This window comes from Lacinutrix salivirga, assembly GCF_053604675.1.
In genome coordinates this window covers 100,935-126,172 of the sequence record NZ_JBSHNP010000135.1, presented here as the reverse complement: position 1 = coordinate 126,172, position 25,238 = coordinate 100,935, and the positions used below count along the sequence as shown (strand labels likewise).

Below are 25,238 nucleotides of genomic sequence, written 5' to 3'. Positions count from 1 at the left end.
CTTTTGAAAACTCAAAAGGACTTTTTTGTTTTGTATAATTAGTGTTAAATAACCATTTCGCTATAGTTTAAAATGGTAGTGTATCCTTTTTGTGTAAAATAGGCTTCAGGATTACTTTTAGAAGTCGCTAAAACAAAATCTCCGCCCCAAGCACCAAGACTTTTAATAGCACCTTCAAAATCACTAAAAAGTTTATTTTTAATAGGCTCCTGCTTAATTATACTAGAAATGACTTGCTCATGCTTTTCAATTAAAACACTAAACTCGTCCAACGTTTTACAAGCAATAACTTGTTGCGTAATGCTATTTATTTCTGAAATAATTTCAGCTTTATTAATCGTGTTTTTTTTGTATTGTGAGATGCCTTCTCTACTATTTTGTTTTTTATTCAAATGCACAAAATACAGCTGTTTTTTAAACGAAGGATTAAAATTTACTTGATGAATTAATCGTTTGTAATTTTGATCACAGTCAAAAGGTGTTTTTAATTGGTAGGTAATTGCTGAAGCATTTTTAGCACAAGCAATATCATAACCACTTCCTCCAAAGGTTAAATTAAGTAATTGGTAAGCATCTACGTTTGCCCAATTGGCAATATTATTTATAAGTGTAGAGGATGTGCCAAGTCCCCAATTTTTTGGGAATTCTAAAGCAGTAGTAACCTTGTAGCCTTGAGTGTTTTTTAAAAACTCTGGATTAAGCCGCTTTACAGCTTGTAGTATTTGTAAAAGTCTTTGAGAAACCTCATGGTTATTTTCAACTTGATTAAGGATTTCATTAGTTGCTAAATTAAACGTGCATTGAAACCAAACAGCTCCTTGTTGATCTAAACTTTTCCAAATTAGCAGATTGTCTTCAATAGGTTCAACTTGTAAACTTTGTCCAAATTGAGTAGGTACGGCAAGCGACAAAGCACCATCAAGCACAACATATTCTCCTGTTAGTAGTAGTTTTCCGCTACTATAAAACGAAGAGGTATTAGTCTCTTTTATGCTGTTAATTTTAGACATTAATTTCTTAAATTATTTATGGCTTCAACAACAGCACTATGTGTTACTGTATTGGTTTTAAAATGCTCAACTATTTTTTGTTTTTCTTCTGTAGTCGCTTCAAACTGATTGAGAATATTCATTAGGTGCATTTTCATGTGTCCTTCTTGTATTCCTGTGGTTGTTAGTGAGCGTAAAGCGGCAAAATTTTGTGCTAAACCTGCTACAGCAACAATTTGCATAAGTTGTTTTGCAGATGGTTTTTCTAAAACTTCTAACGCTAATTTTACTAAAGGGTGTAAACTGGTTAATCCACCAACAGTGCCTAAGGCTAAAGGGATTTCTATCCAAAACCTAAACATACCATCTTTAATTTCGGCATGCGTTAAACTACTGTATTCTCCGTTTCGCGATGCATAAGCATGTATTCCTGCTTCAACAGCTCTAAAATCATTTCCTGTAGCGAGTACAACAGCATCTATTCCATTCATAATCCCTTTATTATGAGTGACAGCTCTGTAAGGCTCTGCTTTTGCAATATGTACTGCTTGTACAAACTTTTCGGCATTAAAATCGTTAGTTGGTAACTCTTCGATAGCACAACTTACTTCTGCTTTTACAAGGCAGTTTGGTACATAATTAGAGAGAATACTCATTACTATTTCAATAGGATTGTTAAGGTGTTCTTCAGCTTCAGCTTTAAACGTTTTTGCAAACTGTTCTAAACACGAGTTTATAAAATTTGCTCCCATTGCATCCAAGGTTTCAAAAGTAGCGTGTAGCTGGTAGTATCCTTTAATACGTTCGGTTTTATCTACTAATTGTATATCTAAAATCCCTCCACCACGTTTTTCCATATTTTTAGTTATGGGTTTTGTAGCGTCTATTAATTTTGGTTTTATGGTCGTAAAATAGGTGTTTAATGCGTCAACATTTCCATGAAACATAAAATGTACTTGTCCTATTTTTTCAGTTGAAATCACTTCGGCTTTAAAACCTCCTCGCTCCATCCAAAATTTAGCAGCTTTACTTGCTGCTGCTACTACAGAACTCTCTTCAATAGCCATAGGAATAGTGTAAATTTTATTGTTAATCATAAAATTTGGAGCTACTCCAAGTGGTAAATAATAGTTGGTTATTGTGTTTTCAATAAACTCATCGTGTAACTTTTGAAGCTTTGCGTTCGAATTCCAATATTGAGTAATGGTGGCTTTAGAAGTTTCAGAATTATTTAAGTGTGTTTTTACAATCCAGTCTATTTTTTCGGATTTAGAAAGTTTGGAAAAGCCAGAAACCATGTTTTGCATACCAGTTGTTTTAAAGTTAGCAAAGATACTATTCTTGGTATAGAAATTGTGCCTCAACTTTTAATAATGGCTATTTAACTGTTAATATTTACGTTTTTTTGCATAATTTTTAGTAAACTTGACATCATTTTGTCTATAATGTATTCTTTATGAAATTAATAAAATCGCTTGCAGTTGTTTGTTTTTTAGTAACTACTTTAACAACAGCACAAAACAAAGAGATTACTCTCGAAGAAATTTGGAATGGCACTTTTAGAACACAAGGCATGGATGCCTTGCATTCTATGAAAAACGGACAACAATATTCTGTTTTAAATTTTGATAGAGTTTCTGGTTCTACAAGTATAGATGTTTACGATTATAAAACACTTCAAAAAGTAAAAACGTTAGTGAACTCTACGGATTTACAAGATTTACCTTATTTTACAAATTACACATTTAGTGCAGACGAAAATAAAATTCTTTTAGCGACAGAAGAGGAGTCCATTTTTAGACGTTCTTCTTTAGGGAAATATTATGTTTATAATACTGCCGAAAACTCTATTCACAGCATTGCCAATCATAAAATCCAAGAACCAACATTCTCGCCAGATGGCAATAAAGTAGCTTATGGTTACAATAATAATTTGTATGTAAAAGATTTAAACACAAATAAAGTTACGCAGTTAACAACCGATGGTGTTAAAAACAAAATAATTAATGGTATTACAGATTGGGTTTATGAAGAAGAATTTGCCTTTGTACGCGCTTTTGAGTGGAATGCAGACAGTGATAAAATTGGATTTATTAGATTTGACGAAACTCACGTGCCAGAGTTTTCAATGGATGTGTATGGCAAAAATTTATACCAAACACAAACAGTTTTTAAATATCCTAAAGCTGGTGAGAAAAACGCAATAGTGTCACTTCATGTTTTCGATTTACGTAAAGGGAAGCTAGAAGATATAAATGTTAGTAAAACATACAACGATTTTTATATTCCAAGAATAAAATGGACTAACAATCCTGATGTTTTGAGTGCTCAATTTATGAATAGACACCAAAACGAATTGGATTTATGGATGATTAATACCAGAACAAATTCTACAGATTTAATAGTAGAAGAAAGAGACAAAGCGTATGTTGACGTTACAGATAATTTAACGTTTTTAAAAGATAACAGTTTTATATGGACTAGCGAAAAAGATGGTTTTAACCATATTTACCATTATGATAAAAACGGAAAATTAATAAATCAAATCACCAAAGGCAATTGGGAAGTGACTGATTATTATGGTTTTGATGAAAAAGCAGGTAGAATTTATTATCAATCTGTAGAAAATGGATCTATAAACAGAGACGTGTATTCTATTAAATTAAACGGAACAGATAAAAAACGGCTAACTAGCAAAACAGGAACTAATAATGCGTCTTTTAGTGCAGATTTTACATATTTTATAAACACCTACTCAAGCTCTACAACGCCCTACACTTACACTTTAAACAATTCTAAAACAGGCGAAGTAATAAAAAATATAAAAAACAATGAGGCACTAATCACAATGCTTTCAGACTATAAACTGTCTAAAAAAGAATTTAGTACCATTAGTGTAAATGGTAACGATTTAAATATGTGGATGATTAAGCCTGCAAATTTTGATGCATCAAAAAAGTATCCATTATTTATGTATCAATATTCTGGTCCAGGATCGCAACAAGTAGCAAACAGATGGAATGGAGCCAACGATTATTGGTATCAATATCTTGCACAAAAAGGATATATTATTGCCTGTGTAGATGGCAGAGGAACAGGATTAAAAGGGGCAGAATTTAAAAAAGTAACTCAAAAAGAACTAGGTAAATACGAAGTAGAAGATCAAATTGAAGCTGCAAAATTATTAGCAAAGAGAAATTATATAGATGAAGAAAGAATAGGAATTTGGGGCTGGAGCTATGGAGGATTTATGAGTAGTAATGCTTTATTTAAAGGCAACGATGTCTTTAAAATGGCAATTGCAGTTGCTCCAGTTACAAGCTGGCGTTTTTACGATACTATTTATACAGAACGTTACATGACAACACCGCAAGAAAATGCTAGTGGTTATGATGAAAACTCACCTATAAACCATGTCGATAAATTAAAAGGCGACTTTTTATTAATACATGGTACTGCAGACGATAACGTGCATGTACAAAACACCATGCGTATGGTTGAAGCATTAATCCAAGCCGATAAACAATTTGAATGGATGATTTATCCTGATAAAAACCATGGTATTTATGGAGGAAACACTAGATTGCATTTGTATAAAAAAATGACCAATTTTATCGATAAAACACTAGGCGATAAATTAAAATGATTATAACTTATTACTTTTAAAAATTACTAACTAATAATTAATTAAATATGGAATTTAAATTTGGAGGTTCAGAAATTAACCAAAGGACTGTTTTAAGTCATCCCTCAGGACTGTTTATACTTTTTTTTACTGAAATGTGGGAACGTTTTTCTTACTATGGAATGCGAGCATTACTAGTATTATTTTTAATTACTGCAGTAACTGGAGATCCAGAAAATGGTTATGCAGCTGGTTGGGGTTGGGATCGTGCTGATGCTACTTTACTTTTTGGTTGGTATATTGGTTTAGTCTATTTGACACCTGTAATTGGAGGATATCTTGCAGATAAATTTTTAGGATTTAGAAAAGCAGTTGTTTTAGGAGCCTTTATTATGACCTTAGGGCATGCATCTATGGCTTTAGAAATATTTACAGAATATTTTTTCTATTTAGGATTAGTACTACTTATTTTAGGTAATGGTTTGTTTAAACCAAACATTTCTTCAATTGTAGGTCAGTTATATAAAGGACAAGGTAAAGAAAAAGATGCTGGTTATACTATATTCTATATGGGAATTAATGCTGGAGCCTTTTTAGGTATTTTACTTTGTGGCTATATAGGAGAAAAAATAGGATGGCATTATGGTTTTGGTTTAGCTGGAATTTTTATGTTTTTTGGAATGCTTCAATTTTATTTTGCTCAAAAAATATTTGGTCGAATAGGATTAACACCTCAAGGCACAAAAGATTTTGATGACGCTGTAGAAGATTCACTTGAAGAGTTAGGGGAAGATATTGAAGATGTTGTTGAAGAAGCTGAAAACTCCAAAGTTGTAAAAGACAGGTTGACAGTAATTGGTATTTTTGCACTGTTTACAGTATTCTTTTGGTGGGCTTTTGAGCAAGCAGGATCATCTATGACAATTTTTGCTGCAGATTACACAGACAGAGCCTTAACTGGTGACGGAGCAACTACTTTTAATATTATAAATACAATAATTACATTAGTTCCTTTGTTTGTTTTAACATGGGTTTTAGCAATGCTATTTAAACAAACCTTTAAAAAATATGCATTATCAAATATTTTTTTAGGAACTAGTTTTGCTATTATTTGGGGAATTGTAATTTGGATGCTTTATAGAGAATTTCAATCAGACTCAACGGAAGTTGCTGCTTCATGGTTCTCAGTTTTAAATTCATTATTTATAATTCTATTTGCACCTGTGTTTTCTAAGATTTGGGAAAGTAAATATAATCCTTCTGGACCTATAAAATTTGCTTTAGGCCTTATATTAGTAGGAGTTGGTTTTGCAGCATTAGCTTATGGTTCATTAGATATACCACTTGGAGCTAAAACAGCACAAGTAAGTATGATATGGTTAATACTAGCATTCTTATTACACACTTTAGGAGAACTGTGTTTATCTCCAGTAGGATTATCTTATGTTAGTAAATTAGCACCTGCAAAATTAGTAGGAATGATGTTTGGTATATGGTTTATCTCTAATTTCCTTGCTGGAGTAATTGGAGGTTGGACAGCTAGTTTTATGGACCCTATTTTAGAGGAGTCTGGTTTAACATACTTCTTTTTAATATTTACTTTAATTCCGATTGCTGCAGGTATAATTATGTTATTGCTTAACGGTACAATTAAGAAAATGATGCATGGCATTAAATAACAAACGTTAAATACATGATAAAACAGAACGCCTTTTTAAAGGCGTTTTGTTTTTTTTGTAACTTTGGTACAACAATTGTTAGAGATACACTATGAAAAACTTAATACTTACTTTATTATTTGCAGCGTTTACTGTTGGTACAGTTGCAGCGCAAGACATTAATTGGATTACGCTAGAAGAAGCTGTAAAACGCCAAAAGAAAAACCCTAAAAAAATAATGATAGATGTGTACACCAATTGGTGTGGACCTTGTAAATTATTAGATAAAAACACCTTTCAAAATAAAGATGTTGCAGACTATGTAAATAAAAATTACTACGCTGTAAAATTTAATGCCGAAGGGAATGCCGTTGTAAAATTTAAAGGCCAAACCTATAATAATCCTGGGTATAAGCCAGAATTAGCAAAACGTAGAAATACTGCTCACCAACTGTCTCGTTATTTTCAAATAAAATCCTACCCAACAATAGTGTTTTTAGACGAAAAAGCAGAGTTTATTGCACCAATTAGTGGCTACAGAAAACCTAAGCAGTTAGAGTTGTATTTAAAAATGTTTAAAAACGACGACCATAAAGCCTTAGACACACAAAATAAGTTTAACGACTATTATAAAGCCTTTACACCAGTGTTTGTAGAAAATACAAAGTAAGCTTAATAGTGTATAATAAACGCTCCCTTTTTGCTCGTGTAGTGAAAAGGGAGTTTTTGTTTGGTACAAGTTGTACTCCATCGCTTTACATAGGTTTTGTAATTACTGGCATCTGCAATTATTAGCCTAGGCTTTAAGGAATCAATCATGCGTTTTAAATTTATTTTTGGAGAGTTTCTTAATAATACATAATCTGGCTTAACAGATTTAAGAGAGTATATCCCTAGACTGTCTATAACTAATAATTTTTTATCACCTATTAGATATAAGCTTTTTAAAGAATCTTCATAAGTTCTTTTAATATGATTAGAGATTTTGTAATTAAGAATCATTTTATTGTTTTCTAAAGAATCTACACTATGAGAAATTATAAGATTGTTATTATGCTTTTCAAGTATTATACTGTGTCTGCTTTTATTCAGTATTACAAACGAATTAGTGTTAGTACTATAATTGGTAAAAACAAAAACACCTTGTAGCAATAGTATTGCAATTAGACAGTTTCTTAGTGTATGGAAATTTCGTTTAACATATAAACGTACAAGTGCTATTATAAATAAATAAGACGCAATGACATGAATAAAATCAAAAGATATATTTTGAATTAAAAATTGACTTTGATTCGAAATCCACTCAAAAAAGGAATTCATTAAGCTAATAAGGAATCCAAAAATATTAGCTAAAATTTGAGGTAGTATTTTTAGTAAAGCTAAGCTTATGATTAAAATTCCAAAAGCAAGTATAATGCCTATAAACGGAATTACTACTAGATTAGACAACCAGAATAAACCTGGGAATTGATGAAAATAATATAAACTAATTGGTATTACACCAAATTGAGCAGCCAAAGTTACCGTAAATATTTGCCATAATTTATCGATTACCCAAATTCTAAAAGAGATTAAATTATAGAGTAAAGGCTGAATAGATACTATTGCAAAAACGGCCAAATAGCTTAATTGAAAGCCAACATCAAATATAAATAATGGTTTAAATAATAATATTATAAATATTGATAACGCTAATGTATTATAAATGTTCGAGGGTCTTTTTACATGCATTCCAACAGCAACAACGCTAAACATAGTTGTTGCTCTAATAATTGAAGCTGAGGCTCCAGCGATGAGTGCATAACTCCAGAGCAATAATAAAATGAGTATTAATTTAATAATTTTTCCTTTTTTAATTTGCTCAATGGGTTTTAAAATAAAGTTGAGAATTAGTAATACAATACCAATATGTAAACCAGATACAGCTAAAATATGTATTGCTCCTGCATTTGTGTAGTGGGTTTGTACCTCTTTGCTTATATTTTGTCGTTGTCCAAGTATTAGTGCATTAATTATAGCTAACTCCTCTTTTTCAAAATTATAGTTATTAAGTTCAAAGTTTATTTGCTCTCTAAACTTATTAGCATAACCCATAAGCGTATTCACTTTTATTTTGGTTTTATATAATTCTGAGGAAGACATATAAAGTTGATTATAGATGTATTGCTTTTCTAAATACGTTTTATAGTCAAATTGGTTTGGGTTTGGAGAGGTGTTGATTTCAGTAAAGCTCTTTTTTGTAATCAATATATCATCAACTTTAAACTTTATCAAGGTGCTATCTTTGTAAACGTTGAGTAAAGATTTTCCACGAACATTTGTGTTGTCAATTTTTAGAATATCAATTACATATTTATCACTGTAAGCACTTGGTTTTAATAATTCTCTAATCTTAAAAGTGATAGTTTCTGGTTGTTTGGATTTTAGACTGAGATAGTTTTTATAATGATTATTAAAGTTTTTTTGATTATGAAAGTTAACACAAAGCACACCAACCATTATCATTGTTAAATATGCTACTAAACCAAACCAAATAGTTTTATGAAATTGTTTTTTGGCTATAAAAAAGAAAAGTAGCAAAAAGGAAAATAGTGCTACAACTAAAATTAGACTTATTGTCCAAGAAATAGAACAATAAAAGGCAATTAATATTCCTATAATTAAACAAAGTGTTAGTTTAATAACGGTAAAGTTAAGTGCCTTCATACCATGAAGATACAAATTTATTTTAGATATTTCCTACAACACACGTCGAGCTTGTACAAAGGCAAAGTACCAATATTTTTCAGAGAGATCAGAGATAATAACACCTCTACTGGTAGAAGCATGTATAAACTCTACCTTGCCTGTTCTAGAGGTAGTAACAATGCCAACATGGTTTACGTTTCGGCTATTTTTTTTAGTCGCAAAAAACAGCAAATCGCCTTCGCGTACTTCTTTTAAATCCACCCAATCACCATAACTTTTAAGCGATGTTGTACTGCGAGGCATTATTATGTTTTCTTTTTTAAAGGCAGTGTAAATTAAACCAGAGCAATCCATACCAGACTTGGTTGTACCTCCATATTTATAACGTGTGCCTTTAAATTTTTTGGCATGTTTAATAATTTTATCTGAGATGGCATGCGAACTAGCTGTAGGATACGTTGTGGTTGTTTTTGATTTGGATTGTGCTTTAATTACACGTTTGCTAGTACGCGCTTTTTTTGTAACTACACGTTTGTTTTTTGTAGATTTACATGCAGAAACAAAAATAAGTAACAGTAGGATAAGGGTTGTTTTTTTCATTATCTCGAAAATACTAAAAAATTTGAAACTTTTTGTAAATTGTAATTATGTTTAACTTACTAATGTTTCATTCTTCTACAGACGATTTATATATCTCCTATTTTTTATTAGGTATTAGCTGTTTTTTTGGGTTGTATTACTGTGTTGAAAAATGGAAAAAAACACAAAATGACGCTTCTATTTTTGAATATAATAAAACGCAAAACTTAAATCACTACACACTTAATTTTAATACTGAAGGAGTTGAAGGGAAAAAAGTGTCTAAACTCACTAAATTAATCTTGTTTAGTTTTTGTATTGTGCTAATTGTTACTCCTTTTTATGAATTTGTAGAAACATTACGACCAGAACAAGTAAATTACTATTTTTCTTGTTTAGGTATTAACACGTAACTACTTCACAGCCTCAACAATTAATTTAGCAGTGTTATCACTTGCACCTTTTCCGCCTAGTTTTTGTTCCAACTCATAGTAACTCACAAAAAATTTTGTGCGCTCAAAAGGATCTAAAATAGCATCTAGTTCTTTTTTTAAACGTTTACTATTAAAATCGTTTTGTATTAACTCGGTAACCACTTCTTTATCCATAATTAAATTAACTAAAGAGATGTATTTTAAAGTAATTATACGCTTACCTATTTGGTAAGAGAGCCAGCTGCCTTTATAACACACTACTTGTGGCACTTTAAATAACGCAGTTTCTAAAGTTGCAGTACCAGAAGTCACTAAAGCAGCAGTAGATACACTAAGCAAATCGTAAGTTTTATTATCTATAAAATGGACTTGCGATTGCTTTATAAACTGTTTATAAAACGCATAATCTTGGCTTGGAGCTCCAGCAATTACAAATTGATAGTCGTTATAATGTTTGGTAATACTAAGCATTACAGATAACATTTTTTTAATTTCTTGCTTTCTGCTTCCTGGTAATAACGCAATTATTGGTTTATTACTTAAACCATATTGGGTTCTAAATTCAAACTCATCGACTTGCGTTCTGTTAGAAATAGCATCGATTAATGGATGTCCTACAAAATGAACATCGTAATTGTATTGTTTATAAAAGTCTTTAACAAAAGGTAAGATTACATACATGGCATCTACATTCTGTTTAATTTTTTTTACTCTATTGGCTCTCGATGCCCAAACTTGTGGCGAAATATAATAATGCGTTTTAAAATTATTTTCTTTTGCCCATTTCGCAATACGTAAATTAAACCCAGAGTTGTCTATTAAAATAACAACATCTGGTACGTAAGTTTTAATATCGCTTTTGCATAAAGAAATGGCTTTAAAAATGGTATTTATATTCAATAAAACTTCGGCAAAACCCATAAAAGCTCTTTCCTTGTAATGTTTTACTAAAGTCCCTCCAACACTTTGCATAAGATCGCCTCCCCAAAATCTAAAGTCAGCATTGACGTCTTCCTTTAAAATGGATTTCATTAAGTTGGAGCCATGTAAATCTCCAGAGGCTTCGCCAGCAATAATGTAATATTTCATTTATTAGTTTTTCTTCATTTAATCTTTTAAAATGACTAGTTTTAGTTATTACTCTTTCATTTAAAATAACTTATTAATCACAAAAATTAGGGCTATAATAAAAGTCGCAATTAAAACCCCTTTTGCTTTATCTTCTTGATTTTTATTCAGAAAAAAATAAAAGACACCTAAATTTAATAAAGCGCCAAGATTAATTAGCTTATTTAGCGAATTAAATCTCATAATTTGCTCAAAAGACTCTGCAAAGCTATAACTTGAAAATATTAAAATGTACAATACGCTTCCTACTAGTGTAGATAATAAGCCAAAAAAAATTCCAATTATTACGTTTTTATTCATCGTTTAAAGTCCAAGAATTTAGTTGTTGAATACAATGGTGAGCGGTTAAATCAAATTGTACAGGAACTAGAGAAATATAGTTGTTGGCTAAAGCAAATTCATCGGTATCTTCACCATCGTCTAAATTTAAAAATTCTCCTGTTAGCCAGTAATAGTCTTTGCCCTGTGGTGTTTGTCGCTTATCAAATTTTTCTTTCCAATTTGCTTTTGCTTGTCGGCACACTTTTATGCCTTTAAGTTCTGTTTTTGTTTTATTTGGGATGTTAACGTTAAGTACAACACCTTCAGCTAAACCATTATTTAAAACATTTTCCGCAATAATTTTTACGTACGTTTTACTGGCTTCAAAATTAGCATTCCATTTATAATCCAACAAAGAGAAACCAATTGCAGGAATACCTTCAATACCAGCTTCTACAGCTGCACTCATAGTGCCAGAATATATTACATTTATGGAGGAGTTGGAGCCATGGTTAATACCAGAAACACATAAGTCTGGTCTGCGACCCATAATCTCATTAATGGCAATTTTCACACAGTCTGCTGGTGTGCCAGAGCACGTGTACTCTAAAACCGAATCGTCCTCATCAATCCTTACGCGTTCTAAATGCAGTGTAGAGTTTATGGTAATGGCATGTCCCATTCCACTTTGCGGTTTGTCTGGTGCAACAACAACAACATCTCCAAGAGTTTTCATCACGCTAATCAAAGTTCTTAGACCTGGAGCTGTAATGCCATCGTCGTTTGTAACAAGTATTAAAGGTTTTTTAGACATTAAAGTGTAAATTTAAAGCACAAAATTAATGAAATTTCATGTTAAATAGCTAATTTACTAGCTTTAACAAAAAATTAGTAGCATTAGATTTTATTGGCATGGTTTTTTCTTTAATTTAGTAACTTAAAGATTGTAATCTTTAGCAATCTTATATAATTTAGAAAATATGAAAAGGAATAATATATTATTATTGGTATTACTGTTTGCATTTGCCTCGTGTAGTTTTACCACAAATAACCAGATTGAAGGTGGAGAAACCGATAAAGATAAATTACTTGTACACGTTATTACACTAGCCTTAGAGCGTTTGCATTTTGAGCCTAAAGAAGTTAACGATGCGTTTTCCGAAGGTGTATATAAAGACTACATACAACAAGTAGATCCTTTAAAACGCTATTTTTTGAAATCTGATATAAAAGATTTCGAGGTTTATAAAGATAAAATAGACGACCAAATTAAGGAATACGACATTTCCTTTTTTAAGTTAGTACACGAGCGCTTAATAAAACGAATAGAAGAATCTAAAGCTATTTATAAAGAGGTTTTAAACACACCTTTTGATTATACTATAGATGAAGATTATAATTCAGACTACGAAAATTTAGAGTATGCTAAAAACAAAAAGCAACTTAAAGAGCGTTGGAGACAACAACTTAAGTTTTCTACCATTTCTACTTACGACGATTTAATAAAAGAGCAAAACGAAGCTAAAAAAGGCAATCAATTAGTAGAAGAAACTACAAACGATATAGAAAAAGTTAAAATTAAAACACTTGCAGAAATTGAAAAAGAAGCAAGAGAAGAAACTCTAAAATCCTTAGATGTATATTACACAGACTTTATAGACGATATGCAGCGCAAAGATTGGTTTGCTATGTATGTTAATGTTATTGTCGAAGAATTTGATCCGCATACTGCTTACTTAGCACCAAGAGATAAAGACCGTTTTGATCAACAAATGTCTGGTAAATTAGAAGGGATTGGTGCACAACTCCAAAAACGAATGGATAACATAAAAGTGGTTAAACTAATTTCTGGAGGACCAGCTTGGAGAGGCGAAGAGTTAGAGGTTAACGATGTTATTAAAAAAGTAAAACAAGAAGATGAAGACGAATCTGTGAGTATAGTTGGTATGCGAATAGACGATGCTATTAAACTCATTAAAGGACCAAAAGGAACTAAAGTGACGCTAACGGTTAAAAAAGTAGATGGTACAACAAAAGATGTTATAATTACAAGAGATATAGTTGAATTAGAAGAAACTTATGCAAAATCATCGATTGTAAAGAAAAACGAAAAAACTTATGGCATTATTAACTTACCTAAGTTTTATGTTGATTTTACAGACTATAAAAACAGAAATGCAGCCTCAGATATTAAGCTAGAAATCGAAAGATTAAAAGCTGAAGGAATGGATGGTTTAGTATTAGACTTACGTAATAATGGAGGTGGCTCTCTACAAACTGTAGTAGATATTGCAGGTTTATTTATAGAGGATGGTCCAATAGTACAAGTAAAATCTACAGGAGAACCTAAAGAAGTTTTAAAAGATAAAGACAAATCCATAATTTGGGATGGGCCTTTAGTAATTATGGTTAACGAATTATCTGCCTCAGCATCAGAAATCTTAGCTGCAGCAATGCAAGATTATAAACGAGCAATTATAATTGGTAGTAAGCAAACCTACGGAAAAGGAACAGTACAAAACGTATTGGATTTAAACCGAATGGTGCGTAATAACGAAGAAGATTTAGGCGCATTAAAACTAACCACACAAAAATTTTATAGAGTGAATGGAGGCTCTACGCAATTAGAAGGTGTAAAAAGTGATGTTGTAGTTCCTGGACGTTACAGCTTTATAGATATAGGAGAAAAAGACCAAGAAAATCCTTTACCTTGGGATAAGATAAGTCCTGTTGCTATAAATCAATGGACAAGCTATTACGATTACGATACAACTATAGCAAATAGTAAAGAGCGTATGAGCAAAAACGAACAGCTTATGCTTATAGAAAAAAATGCAAAATGGGTAAAAACGCAGATGGATGATAAATTATACTCTTTAAATTATAATACCTATAAAGCAGAGTTAAAATTAAACGAAGAAGAAGCTAAGCAGTTCGAAGCGATTTCAGATTACAAAACAAATCTCTCATTTAGTTCACTGCCTTACGAAGAGACCTTATTTAAACAAGACACAGTGTTAAAACAAAAACGAGACCGTTGGCATAAAGATTTGTCTAAAGATGTTTATATGGAAGAAGCTCTACATGTTTTAGACGATCTTAAAATGGCAGAATCTATAAAAAAAGTAGCAACCGTTAAAGATTAAACTAATAATGAGTCCTAAAACAAACTCATTAAGGCAATTAGCGCTCCAAAAATTTAAAAAAGATTTTTGGGGCGTTTTTAGTTTGGGTTTTATTGTGTTTGTAGGTGTAGTTTCAGTCTTTGCTTACGTATTTGCACCAGATAATTCACAGAATGCCAACCAAATGCATTTGTCAATTCACTCGCAAAAGCCAGGATTTAAAGCTACTATTTTAACCCTTCCTTCTAGTATAGAAAACGAACAATCGTTTATCGATAAGCTGTTTTTTGGTAAAAAAAATACAGATACAGAAATTCCTATATCTAATTATAAAGTTGAAGGTAGCCAGTTACACTACACAGAGTATGCTTCAGAAGGAATAGAAGGAATACAAAAAACCTTAGACTTAAATAGTATTAATATAACTTCTGCTGAAGCATTAATTACAACAAAAACATTTCATTTTGGTACAGATAAATACGGACGCGACGTACTAAGTAGAATTCTCGTAGGTGCACGAATTTCCTTTTTTATAGGCTTTGTAGCCGTTTTTATATCTCTAATAATTGGTGTTTTTATGGGAAGCTTAGCAGGTTATTTTGGTGGTAAAATAGACACTGTTATTATGTGGATTATTAATGTTACCTGGTCTATTCCAACATTATTGTTAGTCATTGCAATTACTTTAGCTTTAGGAAAAGGGTTTTGGCAAGTGTTTATAGCTGTAGGACTTACAATGTGGGTTGAGGTTGCTAGAGTAGTGCGAGGACAAATTATTAGTGTAAAGCAGATGCAATATGTAACTGCAGCAAAAGCATTAGGTTTTGGACACTACAGGATTATTACAAAACATATTTTACCAAATATTATGGCTCCTGTTATTGTAATTTGTGCCGCTAATTTTGCAGCAGCTATTTTAATAGAAAGCGGTTTGAGCTTTTTAGGCATTGGAGCGCAACCACCAATGGCAAGTTGGGGCGCAATGATTAAAGACCATTATAATTATATAATTTTAGGAAAACCTTATTTAGCCATTATTCCTGGCTTATGTATAATGAGTTTAGTAATGGCATTTATGCTTATTGGTAATGCCTTACGAGATGCTTTGGATGTAAAAGGATGATGTTATAAAATAGAAAACCCTTCAAATTTATGAAGGGCTTTACTACAAATTTTCATTGAATATTATAATCCAAAAGCTTCTTTTACTTTCTCCACATAATCTAATTTTTCCCAAGTAAATAATTCTACTTCTAAAGAAACATCTTCGCCATTAAGCTGAGAAAATGTTTTAGTTACAGTTTCTGGCTGTCTTCCCATGTGACCATACGCAGCAGTTTCACTATATATTGGGTTACGTAATTTTAATCTATTTTCTATAGCAGCTGGTCGCATATCGAATAGTTTTGAGACTTGTTTTGCAATTTCACCATCTGTCATATTAAAAGGGCAAGTACCATAAGTATCCACAAATATTGAGGTTGGTTCTACAACACCAATTGCATAACTTACTTGTACTAAAATTTCGTCGCAAACACCTGCTGCAACTAAGTTTTTAGCTATATGTCTTGTGGCATAAGCAGCACTTCTATCTACTTTACTTGGGTCTTTACCAGAAAAAGCACCTCCTCCATGAGCACCTTTACCTCCATAAGTATCTACAATAATTTTTCGGCCTGTTAATCCAGTATCTCCATGTGGTCCACCAATTACAAATTTCCCTGTTGGATTAATATGGTAGGTAATATCGTTGTTAAATAATACTTGTAATTGCTCAGGAAGTTTTGCAACAACTCTTGGTATTAATACCTCTACAATATCTTTTCTAATTTTAGCAAGCATTATGTCTTCAGCATCAAAATCGTCATGCTGTGTAGAAACTACAATAGCATCAATACGTTGTGGTGTATTATCGTCACTATACTCAATAGTTACTTGGCTTTTAGAGTCTGGTCGCAAATACGTAATGTCCTTATTTTCTCTGCGTAATTCTGCTAATTCTATTAAAATTTTATGCGATAAATCTAAGGCTAATGGCATAAAGTTTTCGGTTTCGCGAGTAGCATAGCCAAACATCATCCCTTGGTCACCAGCACCTTGTTCTTCTTTGGTAGCTCTATCTACACCACGATTTATATCTTCAGACTGTTCGTGGATTGCACTAAAAACACCACACGAATTTCCATCAAACATATAAGCACTTTTAGTATAACCAATTTTGTTTATAGTATCTCTCGCAATTTTTTGAACATCTAAATAAGTATTAGATTTTACTTCGCCTGCTAATACTACTTGACCTGTTGTTACTAGTGTCTCACAAGCGACTTTAGAGTCTTTGTCGAAAGCTAAAAAATTATCGATTAAAGCATCACTAATTTGATCTGCTACTTTATCTGGATGTCCTTCAGAAACACTTTCTGAGGTAAATAAATACGCCATTTTAAAAATATTTTATAATTAGGTGATTTGACGAAAACGTCCAAGGAAGTTTACACTGCCTTTAGCATTTTTTTTAATGTTATTTGTCTTAACATTAGAGGTTGCAATCAGTCAAATCTTTCCTCTTAAATTTGGTTAGGCAAAAGTAAAAAAATTAAATCGATTTAGAATTTTTTTAGCTTTTTTTATGTAATTATTTGGATATTAACTTTTTCTGTTGCAATATTTGTATTCACAAAGTTCAAACACTTACTGAAATGTTATCAAGAAAGGCGGAGAGATAGACTCTATGAAGCCTTAGCAACCCTTAAGCAATTAAGAAGGTGCTAAATTCTACTTAATTTTCGATTTATAAATCGATTATTGGATAGATAACTAAACACTAATTACTTTTCTGTAATTAGTAATTTTCTTTATAACATTTTTCTATTAAGTATGCTTCTAACGAGGCTTATTGGCTTTTGGTTTAATCATTAATTAACTCAAAAACTTAGAAAAATGAGTACACAACAATTCGCAACCAAAGCGTTGCACGCAGGACACGACGTTAGTCAAACTAATGGAACAAGAGCTGTTCCTATTTACCAAACAACATCTTATGTTTTTAACGATTCAGAACATGCAGCAAATCTCTTTTCGTTAAAAGAATTAGGTTTTATTTACACAAGATTAAATAATCCAACAAATCAAATACTACAAGATCGTTTAGCAGCTTTAGAAGGTGGTGTTGGAGCTGTTGCTTTTGCATCAGGTACAGCTGCAATTTCTACAGGATTATTAACCCTTTTAAGAGCTGGAGATCACATTGTTGCGTCTAGTAGCTTATATGGCGGAACTTATAATTTATTAAACGTAACCTTACCAAGGTTAGGCATTACTACAACTTTTGTAGATGCTTCTAATCCAGAGAACTTTGCAACTGCAGTACAAGAAAATACACGTGCCTTTTTTGTAGAATCTTTAGGAAATCCAAAATTAGATGTGTTGGATTTACAAGAAATTTCTAAACATGCAAAAGCCGCTAGAGTACCTTTTATTGTAGATAATACAGTAGCAACTCCAGCATTGTTAAACCCAATAAAACATGGTGCAAATATTGTAATCCATTCACTTACAAAATATATTGGTGGACAAGGAAACTCTCTTGGAGGTGTAATTATTGATGGCGGAAATTTTGATTGGTCTAACGGTAAGTTTCCAGAGTTTACAGAGCCATCTGCAGGTTATCATGGATTAAAATATTACGAAACTTTAGGAGCAGCTTCGTTAACGTTTAAATTAATTTTAGAAGGATTACGAGATTTTGGTGGTGCTTTAAGTCCTACAAATGCCTTTAATATTATTCAAGGTTTAGAAACTTTAGAGGTTAGAATTAAAAAACATTCTGAAAACGCATTGGCATTAGCACAATGGTTAGAAAATCAAGAAGAAGTCTCTTGGGTAAATTATCCTGGTTTAGAGAGTAATACATACCATTCACTAGCTAATAAATACCTTCCAAATGGACAAAGTGGTATTTTGACTTTTGGCGTTAAAGGTGGTTTTGAAGCTGCAAAAACTATTGCAGACCAAACTAAAGTATTTTCACTTTTAGCAAACATTGGAGATACAAAATCGCTAATAATACATCCTGCAAGTACAACACATCAACAATTAAACGAAGCGCAACAGCAAAGTGCTGGAGTTTCTCAGGATTTAATTAGGCTCTCTGTTGGTATAGAAAATATTGAAGACCTTAAAGCCGATTTAAAATCTGCATTTGCTGTGGTTAAAACTACTGTTCTTCAACATTAAAAAAGGATGTAAATGGCAACACTACATGATATAGAAATTTTAAATTATACCACTAAATCTGGTAAGGCAACGACTATAAAGTTGTCTTACCAGCTATTTGGTAGACCTTTACATACTGCTCCAATTGTTATGGTAAATCATGCCTTAACTGGTAATTCTGAAGTAACAGGAAAAAGCGGCTGGTGGAATGATTTAATTGGTAGCGATAAATGTATAGATACCAACAATTATACTGTTTTGGCTTTTAATAGTCCTGGTAATGGATTTAATTCTAAAAATAAAAATATAATACATAATTATAAAGATTTTACTGCAAGAGATGTGGCTAAATTATTTGCTCTAGCCTTGCAACAATTACAGATTAAAACACTGTTTGCACTAATTGGAGGTTCTGTTGGTGGTGGTATTTCTTGGGAACTCGCTGCATTAAAACCAAAATTAGCAGAGCATCTTATTCCTATTGCAACAGACTGGAAATCTATAGATTGGGTTATCGCAAATTGCCACATTCAAGATGTGATTTTAAACCATTCAAGTCAACCTCTTGTTGATGCAAGAATGCATGCAATGACGCTGTACAGAACACCAGAATCTCTAACTCATAAATTTAGCAGAAGCAAAAAAAATGTACATCTCTTTAATATTGAAAGCTGGTTGAATTATCATGGAAATGCATTAAATCAACGTTTTAGGCTTTCTGCTTATAAAATGATGAATCAGATATTACGTACTATAGATATTACGCATAATAGAGGTTCATTTCAGGAGGTAGCATCAAAAATTGAAGCTAATATTCATATTATCACAATTAATTCGGATTTGTTTTTTAAAGCTGAAGAAAACTGGAAAACGTATGTGGATTTAAAACTAGTGAAAGACAACGTCTCCATTTACGAAATAAAGTCCATCCATGGACATGATGCTTTTTTAATAGAATACGAACAATTATCTCAATTCTTAAAGCCAATTTTTAATATTAAAAAGAAACACATTGAAAACAATACACATCATCTTGTTCGGCATTGGTAATGTTGGCAGTACATTAATACAACAAATACTAAACACCAAAACACATTTTAAACAGCAAAATATTACTCTTAAAATAGTTATTATAACTAACTCAAAATTTGCTTTTTACGAAGAGGAAGGTGTTAACAATAGCTGGCAGAGTGATTTCAAAACCTTTTCTGTGCCATTTAAAATAGAAGATATTATTAGCCATGTAAAACAAAAACAATACAATAACTTGGTGGCTATAGATACTACTGCAAGTGCAGAATTTGTTAAAAACTATGTGCTTTTAATTAAAAATGGGTTTCATATTGTTACTGCTAATAAAATAGCGAATACTTTGCAATATGACTTTTATAAAAATTTGCGTTCAACACTAAAAAAACATAATAAGCAGTTTTTATACGAAACCAATGTTGGAGCAGCTTTACCTGTTATAGAAACTATACATTCTATTCAAAATTCTGGCGATAAAATTGAAAAAATTAAAGGTGTATTTTCAGGCTCTTTAAGCTATATATTTAATACTTTTTTTAATGAAGACATTTCATTTTCAGAAGTATTAAAAAAAGCCAAAACATTAGGTCTAACAGAGCCAGATGCAAGAGAAGATTTGTCAGGAAATGATGTTGCCAGAAAGGTGTTAATTCTTGCCAGAGAAATTGGATTAAAACTAGAGTTAAAAGATGTAGCTATTGAGTCTTTAGTGCCAAAGCATTTAAATGGTAAAACAACATTACTTCAATTTAATAAACGAATCCAAGAGTTAGATGCACCATTTAAGCTTAAAAAAGAGTCTCAACCTAAAAAATCTGTTTTAAGATACATTGGAGAATTAGATGTTTTAAACAAAACATTAGCAGTAAAATTAATTACTGTAAAAGAGAACTCAAATTTAGGAAGCCTAAATGGAACAGATAATATATTTGAAATTTTTACAGCTTCCTATAATAAGCAACCGCTTGTTATTAAAGGGTCTGGAGCAGGTAAAGTAGTGACAGCGCAAGGCGTGTTAAGCGATGTTTTAAAAGTAATAAAACACCTCAATTAGTTTGTTGTTAAGTTTTAATTAAAAGCTTTTATTTAAATATAACAATAAAGCTTACTTTTGCAAAAACAAGTATCGCATTATGAAAACATCTAAATTAGCCGAAGGATTAAAAGGGTCTGAAATTATAAAAATTGCTGGAGAAGTCAATGCTTTAAAAGCGCAAGGCGAAACCATTTATAACCAAACTATTGGAGATTTTGATGCTTCTATCTTTCCTATTCCGGAAACCTTAAAACAAGAAGTTATAGCTGCTTATAATGCCAACCAAACTAATTATCCACAAGCCAATGGAATGGACGTTTTACGCTCTAGCGTGTCTCAATATTTATCCAAAAACTTAGGGTTAGAATATAGTAAAGACGAAATTTTAATTTCTGGAGGAGCCAGACCTTTAATCTACGCTATTTATCAAACCATTTTAGATATAGACGATACTGTTTTGTATCCAGTCCCAAGTTGGAATAATGATGCTTACACGTACTTATCAAGAAACAAATCTATTATAATAGAAACTAAGTCAGAGGATAAATTTATGCCAACAGTAGAAAGCATAAAACCTCATATCGAAACAGCAAATTTAATTGCATTATGTTCGCCATTAAACCCAACAGGAACCACTTTCGATAAGCAAACCTTAACAGAGATTTCCCAATTAGTTGTACAAGAAAATAAAAGAAGAACAGCAGAACATTTAAAACCACTATATATATTATACGATCAAATTTATTGGCAATTAACTTATGGCAACACTGTACACTACAATCCAGTAGAGTTAGTGCCAGAAATGCGTGATTATACTATTTTTGTAGATGGTATTTCTAAAGCATTTGCTGCAACAGGTGTACGAGTAGGTTGGGCTTTTGGACCAGCACCTATTATTAATAAAATGAAAGCCTTATTAAGCCACATTGGAGCTTGGTCGCCAAAACCAGAGCAAATAGCAACCTCAAAATTTTTAATGCAAGACGCTAAAGTTTTAGAGTATTTAAAAGATATTAAATCCGAATTAAGTGCACGTTTAAATGCCTTTTACGAAGGGTTTAAATCGTTAGAAAACCAAGGGTTTTCAGTTAAAGCCATACAACCAGAAGCTGCTTTATATTTAACCGTTCAGTTTGATTTAATAGGAAAAACAACTGCAAACGGCAAAAAATTATCAACTATTCAAGAAGTGACTAGTTACCTCTTAACAGAAGCTAAGCTAGCGATTGTACCATTTTACGCTTTTGGGACTTCTCAAACAACAAATTGGTTTAGGCTATCTGTAGGAACCGCAAAAACTGAAGATATTTCAACCATATTTAAGCTATTACATAAGGCATTAGGCAAGTTGCAATAGAATAAAAAACTCAATACAACTAAGGTCTTAATAATTCTATTATTTTTGTGGCCTAACTAAATGTTTAAATGAGGCTACTATTTGTTTGCTGTTTCTTTTTTGGAACACTGTTTGTTTTCGGTCAAAAGGAAAATCCATTCACTTTGGATGCGAATTTTTTCTACGGAAATATTGCAGAGCACAACCAAGATATTTCACATTTAATAACAGGACACCCAACAGGTGTAATACTAAGTTATAATAAAAAAACCTTTGGTTTAGAGGGTTGGGAAAGTGACTATAATTTCCCAGATTATGGTGCTTCCTTTATATACCAAGATTTAAAAAATGAGTTTCTTGGCGATAATTATGGAGTGTATGCACATTATAATTTTTATTTTTTTAAACGGCATTTAATGTTCAGAATAGGACAAGGTTTGGCTTATAATACCAATCCTTACGATAAAGTTAGAAACTTTAGAAACAATGCGTTTGGTACACGCATACTAAGTTCAACCTATTTGATGCTTAATTATAAAGCTGAAAATATTTTTAATGGTTTTGGCTTTCAAACAGGACTGTCGCTTATACATTACTCCAATGCAAACATAAAAGCACCAAACAGTTCTATTAATAGTATAGCGTTTAATATTGGTGTAAATTATTTACTTAATGAAAGTGGTCAGCAAGAATATATTGTCAAAGAACCAGAAAAAACAAAAGAAAACGTAAAATACAATTTGGTGTTTAGAACAGGAGTCAACGAAAGCGATTTAATTAACTCTGGTCAATACGCTTTCTATATCGCTTCGGCTTATGCAGATAAACGTTTAAGCCGAAAAAGCGCCATACAAGTAGGAGCAGATGTATTTTTCTCTAACTTTTTAAAAACACAAATAAAATATAAATCGGTTGCATTTCCATTAGATAATGTGTCAGGAGACGAGGATTATAAACGCGTAGGCATATTTGTTGGACACGAGTTATTTATAAGTAAAACCTCATTAATTACACAATTAGGCTATTATGTGTATTATCCTTTCGATTTTGAAGGTCGTGTGTATAATAGAGTAGGTCTAAAACGTTATTTTGGACAAAAATGGTTTGGAGCATTAACACTAAAATCACATGCAGCAAAAGCCGAAGCTGTAGAATTTGGGATAGGAATACGATTGTAAATAACATGAAAAAACTACTATACATACTAGCAATAATAACACTCTTAGGTTGTAACTCCGAAAACGCACCAGACTGTTTCCAAAACACAGGAGATGTAATCGAAAAAGAGATTGATGTTGCAGCATTTACAAAAATCACAAGCTTTAAGGGTGTAGAATTATTTATAACACAAGGCGCAACACAACAAGTAATTGTAGAAACAGGAGAATATTTACTAGATGATATAGAAGTTAGTGTAGAAAACGGACGCTTACTTTTAAAAGACAATAACACCTGTAATTTAACTAGAGAATATGGTGTAACCAAAGTTTACGTTACCACACCAAATTTAACCGAAATAAGAAATAGTAGTACGTTAGATGTACATAGTATTGGCGTTTTAGACTTCGAAACTTTAGAATTAAAATCCGAAGATGATTCTGGAGAATTTTACAACGTAGGAAACTTTAACTTACAAGTAAACACAACCAGCTTAAAAGTAGTTATTAATAATATAACAAATACCTTTATAGCTGGCGAAACCGATAATTTACGCGTAAACCATGCCTCTGGAGATGGACGTTTTGAAGGTAGAAACCTAATTGCTAATAATGTGATTATTTATCATCGTGGTAGTAATGATATTATTGTAAATCCTCAATTATCGCTTACTGCAAATTTGGTAAGTACAGGTAATGTTATTGCAACAAATACTCCAGAAATTTTAAATATCCAAGAGCAATTTAATGGTCGTGTAATTTTTGAGTAATAGTTCTGTTAGGCGAAAAAACTCTTCAAATAAATCTTAAACAGCTTCAAGGGTTTTAAGAGATTTAAGCGATTCAAATTTTTTAAAGCTAGAGTAAGCAAAGCTTCAAATTAATTCTAAGCTGTCAATTCTCTAAACAAACTCTCTAAACTTGCATTTTTTTGGTTAAGCTGAAGAATTTTTAACTCATTATCGTGTGCGAAATCAAAAACGTGAGAACGCATGTCTTCCGATGTTTTAAAGGTGATTTCATAGATAAAATCGTGTGTATTTTTAACGTGTTTTGCGTTTGGTAACTTTAATAAAAAAGCATCTTCTACTCTATAATCAAATTCAACAATTACAATCTGTTCCTGTCCATCTCTTAAAGTGGCTAAAGATTTATTAGCAACAATTTCTCCTTTATTAATTATTATTACACGATCACACATCGCTTCAACTTCTTGCATAATGTGCGTTGATAAAAACACTGTTTTTTCCTTACCAATACGTTTTATTAAATGTCTAATATCTACTAATTGGTTAGGGTCTAAACCTGTAGTGGGTTCGTCTAAAATTAACACTTCAGGATCGTGCAATAATGCATTTGCCAATCCCACACGTTGCCTGTAGCCTTTAGAGAGTTGACCTATTTTTTTATGTGCTTCTGGAGTTAAACCAGTAAGTTCTATAACGTCGTTTACTCTCTGTTTTGTAACATTATATACTTGAGCATTAAAGCTTAAATACTCTCTAACGTATTGGTCTAAGTATAACGGATTGTGTTCCGGTAAATATCCAACACTTTGTTGCACTTGTTTAGTTTCAGTAGAAATTGAAAAATTATTGACTTTAGCTTCACCTTCTGATGGTGTAATAAAAGTGGTTAAAATTTTCATCATTGTAGATTTTCCAGCTCCATTAGGACCTAAAAAACCAACTATTTCTGGTTTTTTAACTTCAAAAGAAATAGTATTTAAAGCTTTTTGCGAGCCGTAAATTTTTGTAATATTTTCAACCTTTATAGACATATAAAAAATAATTTAATCCAAAAATAAACAAGTTAAGTTTAATAAAAACGTAAAAAAGAACACTTTACTATTTTTATTTGTTAAATATTTATTTACATTAGCAACTTATTAAATGTTCTGCATAAGCGGAAACAGAAGATGAAAACAATAAAAAATACATATTATAACTGGTACTATTTCTTTTTTAACACAAAGAGCGAG

The 25,238-nt window shown here is 31.7% G+C and carries 21 protein-coding genes and 1 riboswitch; of the genes, 12 read left to right on the top strand and 9 right to left on the bottom strand.

The window, feature by feature from the left end; all coding sequences use genetic code 11:
* Positions 1 to 44 precede the first annotated feature (44 nt).
* Together ACVC5O_RS12240 and ACVC5O_RS12235 are read right to left on the bottom strand one after the other, a co-directional pair.
* On the bottom strand, positions 45 to 1,010 hold the full coding sequence (locus ACVC5O_RS12240) for a GYDIA family GHMP kinase (RefSeq protein WP_452221770.1): 966 nt from the start codon (positions 1,008 to 1,010) through the stop codon (positions 45 to 47).
* The gene (locus tag ACVC5O_RS12235; protein ID WP_452221769.1) at positions 1,010 to 2,296 is read right to left on the bottom strand and encodes a hydroxymethylglutaryl-CoA reductase, degradative; all 1,287 of its coding nucleotides are present in this window, start codon (positions 2,294 to 2,296) and stop codon (positions 1,010 to 1,012) included. Before ACVC5O_RS12235 ends, ACVC5O_RS12240 begins: the two co-directional genes overlap by 1 nt.
* 149 nt (positions 2,297 to 2,445) lie before the next feature.
* Between ACVC5O_RS12235 and ACVC5O_RS12230 the strand changes: the two genes are divergently transcribed.
* The 3 genes from ACVC5O_RS12230 (at position 2,446) to ACVC5O_RS12220 (ending at position 6,942) form a co-directional block, all read left to right on the top strand.
* Positions 2,446 to 4,635, top strand: a complete 2,190-nt coding sequence (locus tag ACVC5O_RS12230; protein ID WP_452221768.1) for a S9 family peptidase — start codon at positions 2,446 to 2,448, stop codon at positions 4,633 to 4,635.
* A 47-nt stretch (positions 4,636 to 4,682) separates the two neighbouring features.
* Positions 4,683 to 6,293, top strand: coding sequence for a peptide MFS transporter (locus ACVC5O_RS12225; RefSeq protein ID WP_452221767.1), 1,611 nt, complete (start codon positions 4,683 to 4,685; stop codon positions 6,291 to 6,293).
* Between the two features lie 91 nt (positions 6,294 to 6,384).
* Positions 6,385 to 6,942 (top strand): thioredoxin family protein, encoded by a 558-nt coding sequence (locus ACVC5O_RS12220; RefSeq protein ID WP_452221766.1) that lies wholly within the window; start codon positions 6,385 to 6,387, stop codon positions 6,940 to 6,942.
* 2 nt (positions 6,943 to 6,944) lie between these two features.
* Here the strand turns inward: ACVC5O_RS12220 and ACVC5O_RS12215 are convergent, their stop codons facing one another.
* Together ACVC5O_RS12215 and ACVC5O_RS12210 are read right to left on the bottom strand one after the other, a co-directional pair.
* Complete coding sequence (locus ACVC5O_RS12215; RefSeq protein ID WP_452221765.1) at positions 6,945 to 8,978, bottom strand: ComEC/Rec2 family competence protein; 2,034 nt, start codon at positions 8,976 to 8,978, stop codon at positions 6,945 to 6,947.
* Positions 8,979 to 9,011: 33 nt separating this feature from the next.
* The gene (locus tag ACVC5O_RS12210; protein WP_452221764.1) at positions 9,012 to 9,560 is read right to left on the bottom strand and encodes a C40 family peptidase; all 549 of its coding nucleotides are present in this window, start codon (positions 9,558 to 9,560) and stop codon (positions 9,012 to 9,014) included.
* 47 nt (positions 9,561 to 9,607) lie between these two features.
* Here ACVC5O_RS12210 and ACVC5O_RS12205 point away from each other — a divergent pair, with 47 nt between their 5' ends.
* Entirely contained in the window at positions 9,608 to 9,952 is a 345-nt protein-coding gene (locus tag ACVC5O_RS12205; protein WP_452221763.1) for a hypothetical protein, read from the top strand.
* Here ACVC5O_RS12205 and lpxB read toward each other — a convergent pair whose 3' ends face one another.
* The 3 genes from lpxB to surE are packed head-to-tail and all read right to left on the bottom strand — an operon-like array spanning position 9,953 to position 12,176.
* Entirely contained in the window at positions 9,953 to 11,062 is a 1,110-nt protein-coding gene (gene lpxB / locus ACVC5O_RS12200; protein WP_452221762.1) for a lipid-A-disaccharide synthase, read from the bottom strand.
* A 60-nt stretch (positions 11,063 to 11,122) separates the two neighbouring features.
* Positions 11,123 to 11,401: a hypothetical protein gene (locus tag ACVC5O_RS12195; RefSeq protein WP_452221761.1), complete on the bottom strand. Its 279-nt coding sequence runs from the start codon at positions 11,399 to 11,401 to the stop codon at positions 11,123 to 11,125.
* The gene (surE, locus tag ACVC5O_RS12190; RefSeq protein ID WP_452221760.1) at positions 11,394 to 12,176 is read right to left on the bottom strand and encodes a 5'/3'-nucleotidase SurE; all 783 of its coding nucleotides are present in this window, start codon (positions 12,174 to 12,176) and stop codon (positions 11,394 to 11,396) included. The genes ACVC5O_RS12195 and surE overlap by 8 nt, the downstream gene beginning before the upstream one ends.
* A 166-nt stretch (positions 12,177 to 12,342) precedes the next feature.
* On the opposite strand from surE, the gene ACVC5O_RS12185 reads away from it, so the two are divergent.
* Positions 12,343 to 14,508 carry a carboxy terminal-processing peptidase gene (locus ACVC5O_RS12185; protein WP_452221759.1) on the top strand — a complete coding sequence of 722 codons (2,166 nt, stop codon included), beginning with the start codon at positions 12,343 to 12,345 and terminating at the stop codon, positions 14,506 to 14,508.
* Positions 14,509 to 14,515: 7 nt separating this feature from the next.
* On the top strand, positions 14,516 to 15,610 hold the full coding sequence (locus ACVC5O_RS12180) for an ABC transporter permease (RefSeq protein ID WP_452221758.1): 1,095 nt from the start codon (positions 14,516 to 14,518) through the stop codon (positions 15,608 to 15,610).
* Between the two features lie 62 nt (positions 15,611 to 15,672).
* Here ACVC5O_RS12180 and metK read toward each other — a convergent pair whose 3' ends face one another.
* Positions 15,673 to 16,926, bottom strand: a complete 1,254-nt coding sequence (metK, locus tag ACVC5O_RS12175; RefSeq protein ID WP_452221757.1) for a methionine adenosyltransferase — start codon at positions 16,924 to 16,926, stop codon at positions 15,673 to 15,675.
* 257 nt (positions 16,927 to 17,183) lie between these two features.
* A riboswitch (SAM riboswitch) is annotated at positions 17,184 to 17,304 on the top strand.
* A 120-nt stretch (positions 17,305 to 17,424) separates the two neighbouring features.
* Between metK and ACVC5O_RS12170 the strand changes: the two genes are divergently transcribed.
* From ACVC5O_RS12170 to ACVC5O_RS12145, 6 genes are all read left to right on the top strand, one after another.
* Complete coding sequence (locus tag ACVC5O_RS12170) at positions 17,425 to 18,720, top strand: O-acetylhomoserine aminocarboxypropyltransferase/cysteine synthase family protein (protein ID WP_452221756.1); 1,296 nt, start codon at positions 17,425 to 17,427, stop codon at positions 18,718 to 18,720.
* Positions 18,721 to 18,732: 12 nt separating this feature from the next.
* Complete coding sequence (locus ACVC5O_RS12165; RefSeq protein WP_452221755.1) at positions 18,733 to 19,749, top strand: alpha/beta fold hydrolase; 1,017 nt, start codon at positions 18,733 to 18,735, stop codon at positions 19,747 to 19,749.
* Positions 19,712 to 20,782 (top strand): aspartate kinase, encoded by a 1,071-nt coding sequence (locus ACVC5O_RS12160; protein ID WP_452221754.1) that lies wholly within the window; start codon positions 19,712 to 19,714, stop codon positions 20,780 to 20,782. Before ACVC5O_RS12165 ends, ACVC5O_RS12160 begins: the two co-directional genes overlap by 38 nt.
* Before the next feature lie 79 nt (positions 20,783 to 20,861).
* A complete protein-coding gene (locus ACVC5O_RS12155) occupies positions 20,862 to 22,121 on the top strand; it encodes a pyridoxal phosphate-dependent aminotransferase (RefSeq protein WP_452221753.1) in 1,260 nt (419 codons plus the stop codon).
* 68 nt (positions 22,122 to 22,189) lie between these two features.
* Positions 22,190 to 23,278: an acyloxyacyl hydrolase gene (locus ACVC5O_RS12150; RefSeq protein WP_452221752.1), complete on the top strand. Its 1,089-nt coding sequence runs from the start codon at positions 22,190 to 22,192 to the stop codon at positions 23,276 to 23,278.
* 5 nt (positions 23,279 to 23,283) lie between these two features.
* Positions 23,284 to 24,027 carry a head GIN domain-containing protein gene (locus ACVC5O_RS12145; RefSeq protein ID WP_452221751.1) on the top strand — a complete coding sequence of 248 codons (744 nt, stop codon included), beginning with the start codon at positions 23,284 to 23,286 and terminating at the stop codon, positions 24,025 to 24,027.
* Positions 24,028 to 24,143: 116 nt separating this feature from the next.
* Here the strand turns inward: ACVC5O_RS12145 and gldA are convergent, their stop codons facing one another.
* Positions 24,144 to 25,037, bottom strand: a complete 894-nt coding sequence (gene gldA / locus ACVC5O_RS12140) for a gliding motility-associated ABC transporter ATP-binding subunit GldA (protein ID WP_452221750.1) — start codon at positions 25,035 to 25,037, stop codon at positions 24,144 to 24,146.
* Positions 25,038 to 25,238: the final 201 nt, after the last annotated feature.